The organism is Mesorhizobium sp. M2A.F.Ca.ET.067.02.1.1, assembly GCF_004023285.1.
Lineage (GTDB): Bacteria > Pseudomonadota > Alphaproteobacteria > Rhizobiales > Rhizobiaceae > Mesorhizobium.
Genome location: NZ_RZSB01000406.1, coordinates 1 through 5510, shown reverse-complemented (window position 1 = coordinate 5510; position 5510 = coordinate 1). Strand labels below are relative to the sequence as shown.

Below are 5510 nucleotides of genomic sequence, written 5' to 3'. Positions count from 1 at the left end.
CGATGATCGCAAGCGGCGCGACGCAGGCCGCGCGCAAGGGCCGCTTTCCGACGGACGAGGCGCCGGAGCCGAGCGCCCTCGATCGCGCCGGCGCGATCGCTTCGTCGCTGCGCCGGGCCGACCGCGTCTGGACAAGTCCGGCGCTTGCCGCGCGCAGGACGGCCGAGGCGCTTGGCCTTGACGCGACCGTCGAGCCGCTGCTTGCCGAGCAGGATTTCGCGCGCTGGGCCGGCAAAAGCTTCGAGGAGGTGCAGGCCGAGGACCCGGCAGGCATGGCCGCCTGGTTTGCCGATCCGGACGCCGCACCCCATGGCGGCGAATCGCTTGCCGCCGTCGCCCGGCGGGGTGCCGCGCTGATGGAGCGGCTGGCCGGCGAGGGGGGCGGCCACACCGTCGCGCTCACCCATGCCGTGCCGATCCGCGCCGCCATCGTGCATGTGCTAGGCGCGCCGCTCTCCTCGGTCTGGAAGATCGACATCGAGCCGCTGTCGCTCACCGAGTTCCGCAACGACGGCCGCCGCTGGGTGCTGCACGCGAGCGGGGTCGCCGGCGCGAGATAGCGCCGGAAACAGCTTTTCTGCTGATGGGCCGCGGTGCAGACGAATCCTGCTGTTTCAGCAACCGCTAACGGAACGGAAACGCCTTGCTGCTATGGTGCTGCCCAGTGGCGAGGAGAGCCTTGCCTTAGGAGCCGCCGGATATGGCCAATTATCCCGAGACCGAGCGCCGTCTTCATGCGCGCGAATTCGTGCTCAAGGAAGCCACGATCATTGCCGGTGCCGTCAGGATCGGCTGCTCGGTCAGGAATCAGCACGAGCAGGGCGCGGAGTTGCGCGTCGCCGCCGATACGGAGATCCCGGAACGCTTCCTGCTCGAGGTCCCAGCCGACGATATGACCTATCGCGCCTTGGTGCGGTGGCGGCGCAACGACCGCATCGGCGTGGCGCTCTACAGCAACGCGCCGAAGGACTGACGCGGTTCTCAGCAATTCGCGACTTGATCCTGTCCGGACGGCATGCAACCCGGCACATCGGGAACGCAACCGTGGCGCGTGCGTTCATGAGGGCCGATCAATTGGGATTCGCGCATGAGCAGGACAGCCGTTTGGGTGACGCTGATCGCTATCATTCTCGTGGGCCTCTATTTGTTGCAGCACAATGGCATGATCAGATTCTAAAGCACGGCGGCGCTCTGCGCCGTTCGCCGGGTCAGCAGCAGCTGTTCTCTCCGCAGCACGGCTTGCCCGCGGCCGCCTGTTCCTTCAGCCAGCGGTCACGCGGCTTGCAGCTCGCTGGCCGTGGCGAAAGCACGACCTCGATGGCGCCGCCAACGACGCTTGGCTGGGCCGCGCGGTGCAGTTCCATCGGGCGGACGCCGTCGCTGACCTCGAAGGTCAGCTTTGCCGACTGGTCGAGGGCCACGTGATCCGAGGCCTTGCGGATGATCGCCGCGAACTTGCCGGCCGGCATATGGACCGGCCCGCCTTCGTCCACGTCCCATAGCTGGACGAAGATCTCCGACCATGATTCCGGATTGGCCTCGCAATCCAGCGCCGAGAACTGGCCCGCCTTCACCTCGGTGACATGATAGCCTGGCTTAACCGGCTGCCCGTCATAGCGGAACACCAGCGGCCTGTCCTTGTAGTCGGCCAGCGCGCCCAGCAGGTCGCCGATGGTCAGGTCGGAGGGGTCGATCGGGGCGGCGTTTTTATGATTGTCAGAAGACAGCATGTCGGCTATTCCTCATTTCAATATTTCAAGGATTATCGAAACGTGGATGAACGTCAAGCCCTGATCGCCTTTGGCGCGCTGTCGCAGGAAACCCGCCTGCGCCTGCTGCGCCTGTTGGTCGTTGCCGGACCGGAAGGCATTTCCGCCGGCTCGCTCGCCGAACAGGTGGAGGTCTCGCCCTCCAATGTCAGCTTCCACCTCAAGGAACTGGAACGGTCCGGCCTCGTCACCGCGCGGCGTGATGCCCGCTCGATCGTCTACAGCGCCGAGTACGACGCGCTGTCCGGCCTGATCCGTTTCCTGATGGAGGATTGCTGCTCGGGCCGCCCGGAGATCTGCGCGCTGGCGCTTGCCGCGCCTTGCTGCCGGCCGGGCGAGGGGACCACGCAATGACTGCCGCGCCCTTGGCCCAGCATGGCAAACCGATGAGCGGCTTCGATCCATTGCGCCGGTTCGTCGCCGAAGCCCTGGGCACCGGACTGCTGGTGGCGACGGTCGTCGGTTCCGGCATCATGGCCGAGACGCTGACGCACGACACCGCGCTGGCGCTGCTCGGCAACACGCTCGCGACCGGCGCCATGCTGGTGGTGTTGATCACCATCCTCGGTCCGATCTCCGGCGCGCATTTCAATCCCGCGGTTTCGCTGGTGTTCTGCCTCAACCGGTCTCTGCCTGCCCGCGATCTCCCTGCCTATATCGCCGCGCAATTCGCCGGCGGCGTCGCCGGCACCATCGCCGCGCATCTCATGTTCGCCCTGCCGGTTCTGGAGGTCGCGACGAAGCCGCGGACCGGGCCGGCGCAGTGGTTTTCCGAAGGCGTCGCGGCGTTCGGCCTTGTCGTCGTCATTCTCGCCGGCCTGCGCTTCGAGCGGCGGACCGTGCCGTGGCTGGTCGGGCTCTATATCACGGCGGCCTATTGGTTCACCGCGTCCACGTCCTTCGCCAATCCTGCGGTTGCCGTTGCGCGGTCGCTCACCAACAGCTTCTCCGGCATCAGGCCGGTCGATCTGCCGGGCTTCATCGTCGCCGAGCTGCTAGGCGCCCTGATCGCGCTTGCGCTGATGGGCTGGCTCCTCAAGCCCGAAACCGTTCAGCAATCCCATCCCCTGAAAGCAGAACCATGACGGTCACGATTTACCACAATCCCGCTTGCGGCACCTCGCGCAACACGCTCGCCATGATCCGCGCCAGCGGCGAGGAGCCCGTGGTGATCGAATATCTGAAGACGCCGCCGAGCCGCGAGCGGCTGCTCGAACTGATCGCGGCGATGGGGATCACACCCCGCCAGTTGCTCCGGGAGAAGGGCACGCCTTACGACGAGCTCGGTCTCGCCGGCCCGAAATGGAGCGACGAGGAACTGATCGATTTCATGCTCGCCCATCCGATCCTCATCAACCGGCCGATCGTCGAGACGCCCAAGGGCACGAGGCTCTGCCGGCCGTCGGAAGCTGTGCTGCCGCTGCTGGACAATCCGGTGTGCGAATTCGTCAAGGAAGATGGCGAGAAAATACGTCCATCGCTTAGGGCGTCAGGTGCTTCATGAAGTAGATGGACGCCCTTGGTTTGCCGAACGGGTCGACGAAATGATGCGGCACGACGCCGACTTGCCGCCAGTTCATGCGCCGATAGAGCCGCTCGCTCGCTCCGCCCTCGGCGGTGTCGAGAAGGAGAAGGGTGCGCTTTCTCGACCTGGCTTCGTCTTCCACCGATGCCATGAGCGCTGAACCGATGCCTTGTCGCTGGAAATCTCGATGCACGAGCAGCATGTAAACCTCCGCCCGGTGCAGCGCATTCGGTTCCGGCGACAGATAGAGCTGGACGGTGCCGACGAGATTGTCCTCGACATAGGCGCAGATGAGGAGACGTTCCCCGTTCGTCAGCGAGGGGAAGATGCCTTGCCAATAGGACCGGGCTTGGTCGACGTCGAACGGCAGTACGAAGCCGACGAGCGCCCCGTCCTCGATGCTCTGCATCAAGAGCCCGGCGAGGGCGTCGAGTCGCGCCGTTGCTCCGGCCTCGTCGATTACCGCGATACGCATGTGCGCTCCCCTTCGAGGCTCGATAAATAGTGGGCTTTGAGCGATCCGTGAAGATTGAAGCGCCTGCGCCCGTCCCCCGCAACCGCCACGTTCTCGTCACGGCCCTCGGAATCACGCAGATCATCGCCTGGGGATCGTCCTACTATCTGCCCGCGGTCCTTGCCGCGCCGATTGCAAAAGATACCGGCTGGTCGCTCGCATCGGTCGTTGGCGGGTTGTCCTGCGGACTGCTGCTTGCCGGGCTTGTGTCCCCCATCACGGGCCGGCTGATCCAGCGCCATGGCGGCCGTCCGGTGCTTGCCGCCGGCTCGCTGCTGCTGGCGGCCGCGCATTCGTTGCTGGCGATGGCAACCGCCTATCCGCTTTACCTGGTTGCCTGGCTGCTGATGGGCCTCGGCATGTCGAGCAGTCTCTACGACGCCGGCTTCGCCACGCTGGGGCGGCTCTATGGTCAGGCAGCACGCAGCGCCATCACCAACCTGACGCTCTTCGGTGGTTTCGCCAGCACTGTCTGCTGGCCGCTCAGCGCGTTCCTTGTCGAGCATGGCGGATGGCGCATCGCCTGCCTTTCCTATGCCGCGATCCATCTGGCGATCTGCCTGCCGCTCCACCTTTGGGTGATACCGCCGCCTCCACCCGCGGCGCCCGCTCCGGTGAGAGGCGAGTCGAAAGAGGCATCCGCCACGGGCAGGACGCGGGCACGCTTCATTCTGCTTGCCTCCATCCTGACATTGGCCGCGATGATCGCATCCACGCTCTCCGTCCACCTGCTGACGCTGCTGCAATTGCGCGGCGTCGGCCTGGCGGCGGCAGTCGGTCTTGGCGCCCTGGTCGGTCCGTCACAGGTCGGCGCGCGCGTGGCCGAGTTGCTGATCGGCCGCAACCGGCATCATCCGATCTGGACGATGCTGGCGTCCGTATCGCTGCTCGCGGCCGGGATCTGGCTGCTTCTGGTGGGCCACGCATTCATCGCGCTCGCCCTGATCCTCTACGGCGCGGGCAACGGCATCCACACGATCGCACGCGGCGCGCTGCCGCTGGTGCTGTTCGATCCGCAGCAATACGCCGTCCTGATGGGCAAGCTCGCAACGCCGAGCCTCATCATCCAGGCGGCAGCTCCTTCCATCGGAGCGCTGCTTCTGGGCATGGGCGGCGGCAATCTCGTCCTGACCACGCTGGCGCTCGCGGCGACGCTGAATGTGGGGCTCTCTATCTGCTTGCTTGCGGCCGTGGGCCGCTGATCCTCGGATCGGTTTGACGCCCGACGAAATCGCCGAATCTGTCGCGGATATCCGCTTTCAGGCGGCTCCGGACGGACGCCGCCGCACATCTTTTGGCGAATTACGCCAATGCATGTCGCTCAATGCGCCGTGGTTTCGGCTGAGCGACATGCATCAAACAAGGCTTAACTGCGGGTAACGAATCTGAACGATTGCGAGGCGCTCAGAAACGGTAATTCACGAAGGCCTTGAGCGTGTGGAAAGCCACGTCGTCCTTGACTGTCAACCCTTCGCCATTGTCGAGTATCTGCTTCGAGCCAAGGTCGACATAGGCATACTCCGTGCCGAAGGAGATGCGATCGGTGATGGCGTGCTCGAGGCCCGCGCCGATCGTCCAGCCGGTGCGTGTCTGCTCCTCGTTGAAGACGGTCGTCCCGCCGACCGTCAGTGTCTGCTCGGTGTTGCCAAAGGCAAGGCCGCCATGGCCGTAGATGAGCGTGCGGTCCCAAGCGTGGCCCAGC

The 5510-nt window shown here is 65.4% G+C and carries 9 protein-coding genes; 6 read left to right on the top strand and 3 right to left on the bottom strand.

Annotation, left to right across the window (positions count from 1 at the left end; all coding sequences use genetic code 11):
* The first annotated feature begins 2 nt into the window (after window positions 1-2).
* Window positions 3-560 (top strand): histidine phosphatase family protein, encoded by a 558-nt coding sequence (locus EOA28_RS23455; RefSeq protein ID WP_128315324.1) that lies wholly within the window; start codon window positions 3-5, stop codon window positions 558-560.
* Window positions 561-700: 140 nt separating this feature from the next.
* On the top strand, window positions 701-973 hold the full coding sequence (locus EOA28_RS23450) for a PilZ domain-containing protein (protein WP_126078080.1): 273 nt from the start codon (window positions 701-703) through the stop codon (window positions 971-973).
* Window positions 974-1208: 235 nt separating this feature from the next.
* Here EOA28_RS23450 and EOA28_RS23445 read toward each other — a convergent pair whose 3' ends face one another.
* Window positions 1209-1730, bottom strand: coding sequence for a DUF6428 family protein (locus EOA28_RS23445; protein ID WP_127251813.1), 522 nt, complete (start codon window positions 1728-1730; stop codon window positions 1209-1211).
* Window positions 1731-1772: 42 nt separating this feature from the next.
* On the opposite strand from EOA28_RS23445, the gene EOA28_RS23440 reads away from it, so the two are divergent.
* The 3 genes from EOA28_RS23440 to arsC are packed head-to-tail and all read left to right on the top strand — an operon-like array spanning window position 1773 to window position 3273.
* The gene (locus EOA28_RS23440; protein WP_126078078.1) at window positions 1773-2123 is read left to right on the top strand and encodes a metalloregulator ArsR/SmtB family transcription factor; all 351 of its coding nucleotides are present in this window, start codon (window positions 1773-1775) and stop codon (window positions 2121-2123) included.
* A 32-nt stretch (window positions 2124-2155) separates the two neighbouring features.
* Window positions 2156-2854 (top strand): MIP/aquaporin family protein, encoded by a 699-nt coding sequence (locus EOA28_RS23435; protein ID WP_126083442.1) that lies wholly within the window; start codon window positions 2156-2158, stop codon window positions 2852-2854.
* Window positions 2851-3273: an arsenate reductase (glutaredoxin) gene (gene arsC, locus EOA28_RS23430; RefSeq protein ID WP_127251812.1), complete on the top strand. Its 423-nt coding sequence runs from the start codon at window positions 2851-2853 to the stop codon at window positions 3271-3273. The genes EOA28_RS23435 and arsC overlap by 4 nt, the downstream gene beginning before the upstream one ends.
* On the opposite strand, the gene EOA28_RS23425 is transcribed toward arsC, so the two are convergent.
* The gene (locus EOA28_RS23425; protein ID WP_126078076.1) at window positions 3251-3769 is read right to left on the bottom strand and encodes a GNAT family N-acetyltransferase; all 519 of its coding nucleotides are present in this window, start codon (window positions 3767-3769) and stop codon (window positions 3251-3253) included. The genes arsC and EOA28_RS23425 overlap by 23 nt on opposite strands.
* Window positions 3770-3816: 47 nt before the next feature.
* On the opposite strand from EOA28_RS23425, the gene EOA28_RS23420 reads away from it, so the two are divergent.
* On the top strand, window positions 3817-5010 hold the full coding sequence (locus tag EOA28_RS23420; protein ID WP_245463243.1) for an MFS transporter: 1194 nt from the start codon (window positions 3817-3819) through the stop codon (window positions 5008-5010).
* 202 nt (window positions 5011-5212) lie between these two features.
* On the opposite strand, the gene EOA28_RS23415 is transcribed toward EOA28_RS23420, so the two are convergent.
* On the bottom strand, window positions 5213-5510 hold a 298-nt coding region (locus tag EOA28_RS23415; RefSeq protein ID WP_148670816.1), incomplete at its 5' end, for an outer membrane beta-barrel protein.